General features: G+C 32.2%; 3 protein-coding genes and 1 pseudogene. 1 reads left to right on the top strand and 3 read right to left on the bottom strand.

The genetic code is table 11. The annotated features are described in order from the left end of the window. Positions 1-89 precede the first annotated feature (89 nt). Positions 90-764, bottom strand: a complete 675-nt coding sequence (locus D1953_RS20985; protein ID WP_119119084.1) for a hypothetical protein — start codon at positions 762-764, stop codon at positions 90-92. A gap of 343 nt (positions 765-1,107) precedes the next feature. Between D1953_RS20985 and D1953_RS20980 the strand changes: the two genes are divergently transcribed. Further along, positions 1,108-1,287, top strand: a complete 180-nt coding sequence (locus D1953_RS20980; RefSeq protein ID WP_119119083.1) for a hypothetical protein — start codon at positions 1,108-1,110, stop codon at positions 1,285-1,287. 383 nt (positions 1,288-1,670) lie between these two features. Here D1953_RS20980 and D1953_RS20975 read toward each other — a convergent pair whose 3' ends face one another. Both D1953_RS20975 and D1953_RS21880 read right to left on the bottom strand, forming a co-directional pair. Continuing rightward, positions 1,671-2,312: a hypothetical protein gene (locus D1953_RS20975; RefSeq protein WP_119119082.1), complete on the bottom strand. Its 642-nt coding sequence runs from the start codon at positions 2,310-2,312 to the stop codon at positions 1,671-1,673. A 206-nt stretch (positions 2,313-2,518) separates the two neighbouring features. Then, positions 2,519-2,635: pseudogene (locus D1953_RS21880) on the bottom strand (DUF6262 family protein); the annotation flags it as partial.

Below are 2,635 nucleotides of genomic sequence, written 5' to 3'. Positions count from 1 at the left end.
CTAGATAGTTGCCATGCCTGGCACACTAAGAAAAAGGCTGTTTAGACAGCCTTACCTGTAAAATCTACATAGTTGTGCAAGATTTTTTATTATGTTCCTTGTATCTGAGTTTTTATAACTAAACAATCCTTGCAGAAATGATAGAAAATATTCATTTCACCTAATTGAAAATCGACAACAGAAATAAGTTCCCGTTCACCAAGGTCTTGAGTTATTGTGGCAATGTACTTCATCTCTTGGTTACAAATCGGACAATCTAAATCTTCAGGGACTTCATCATACAAAGGGGCACCCAAAAATCTACATAAATATTCCGAACCAAATAAATCAAAAGCAGTATCATAATTATCTTCATTAGTTGGAATATCTTCGACCTTCATTTCAATAAGATTTACATTTGTCCTTGGAAGTGGTACAGGTAGCCTATCTTCCTCATCTTGAACCCAATCTTCCGTATTTTCTTGACTTATTACTTGAATGAATTTACCTCCATTATTTAACTGAAAATATTGAGGTTCCCACACCATCGAACAGTTCAAGCAAGAAACTAACGGTAAAACATTTAGTCCTTCAGCTTTTATTTCGGAAAGTCTTTCATCTTTTAAATCATAACAAAATATTTGATGCATTTTCTCCCCGCATAATGGACAAATAGGCAAATCACAATCTTGACCACCAAAATAGTGATTATATACATCGTTTCCTTCTATTACCCTGTACCCTTTTATACCTTTCCAGTGCTTCCCATAAGGTTTCTTTGTCATATTAAATCCTCGCCTTAGTAAATATAAATTCAAAACAGTATTAAATTCTATATTCTATTTATTATTTCCTTCTTGTGCTAACCTGCCCCGTTACAATAAGCATAACTTCACAATTTTGTATAAAAGTTAATAATTATACAATAATTTACTCCATGAAAATTCATTAATATTTATAAACATACTGCCAAAATATACATTAACTAAATGCCAGAAACAATGACTATGGATTTGGAAAAATTCAAGTAAAAATCTAATAATAAAACATTTTTAAGCTTAGTTTATATTTTTTGTATTTCGTTAGTAAAGTCTTATATATAAGATTTCAAAAAAAGGAGGAGAGAATTTGAGACATGTAACAGCAGCTATATACATTTCATTTGGCTTTTTATTTTATTTCTTACAAGGTTTTGATGGTTTTATCGGACCTGACTTTATGGAATGGATAATTTTTTTGTTTATTTTTGTGGGTGTTATGTATTTATTTATTGATCTAAGAAATTTTATAAAAAAGAAGGTACAGTAATAAAAAGAAGTTTTCTCTCAATCTTGCCCCTTTTAATAAGAGGACTATGTACACTCTAATAGAATAATACATATAGAACGATAATAAATAATTGCAAGGAGTATTTATTATGAAGCTAAATTTAAAACAAAAAAAAATACAAGAAAAATATAGAGAAAGCATTAAACAAAAGAGAACAAATAAAAGGTACCGAAATATAACGCTTATTATCTCATTTTTATTAGCAATCATATTTTTTCTGTGTTTTTATTTTCGTTATATTTAATAATTTAGTTAACATAATGAAGCATTATTGGCATTGAAAAAGGATCTTCGATTGAAGACCCTTTTTCAATGCCTGTTCAATTATCGCGCCCGTTTGTTGAAGACCAAGTAAGCTTCACTTATTTTACATAACGTAATATCTCGACGGCAGCCTTAAAACGTTTATCCGAGTCATTGGAATTAAGTGCCTCGTACAATACATCCAGAGCATCGTTTATGATTTCAGTCGGTACAGCCTCAAAATAGATTTCGTCACCACGGAAAGGATCTGTTTGGATAATGCCTTGATCTTTTATCAGTAAATCTAATTGTGCATCTTCCAACGGATATTTAAATTTAGTTACAGTGCCACGATGCCTCATTAATTCTTGCAGTTTTGGATTAAGGTCTTCATAAGTCACGGTTGCTAATAATTCAAACTCCCGTTGGTGACACATACCATCTTTATCATTATCAAATTCCTCAACATATTTGTACGGTCCAACTTTTACAATGTGAACATTGTGATGGTGGCCGTGGAATAATACGACTGAATCCTCCTTCATCGTGTTATAAAATGCCCAAATATTACCTAAATCAACACCGATAGTCCGATCATTGTCTTCGGGACGAGCCTTTTTTAAAAGTTCCCTTATTTCTTCTTTTGATACCCCCTCTAGGTTTCCAATACCTGGCCAACCTATGCAGATAAATTGATCTTTTAGAAATTCGTTTAGCCTGATTGTTCCGTGTGGTTTGGTTTTAATCTGAAAAATATTCATTCCATTCCCTCCAAATGCCTCACGTTCCGTGAGGGTGATAAAATGATTATATGTTGGTTTTTTGTTCCTGTCAATCCCTCACGAATCCTAACGCACAATTTTAGAAAATAAAACTAGTATTAAGGAGGTAGTCACTAATTCACAAACATAGTAAGTAATTTAATTAAATGGCCCTTTAATTGAAGAAAGGAGGGAACGATGTTCCCTCAGATTTTTTTATAAACCTCTGCGTACGCGACTTTCAATTGTTCTCGAAGCTGCTTGTTTTCCTCTTCTACCTTCTTAATTCTTCGTCTTAATGACTCAATGATAGCATCTTTGTT

Origin of the sequence: Peribacillus asahii (assembly GCF_003570725.1) — a bacterium.
GTDB classification, from domain to species: domain Bacteria; phylum Bacillota; class Bacilli; order Bacillales; family DSM-1321; genus Peribacillus; species Peribacillus asahii.
Note: the sequence above shows the minus strand (reverse complement) of the source record. Positions and strands in the feature narration are given on the sequence as shown.

What these genes read in the sequence shown, in the direction of transcription:
- D1953_RS20985 (WP_119119084.1), bottom strand. Translation starts at nt 764, where the DNA reads ATGACAAAGAAACCTTATGGGAAGCACTGGAAAGGTATAAAAGGGTAC.
- D1953_RS20975 (WP_119119082.1), bottom strand. Translation starts at nt 2,312, where the DNA reads ATGAATATTTTTCAGATTAAAACCAAACCACACGGAACAATCAGGCTA.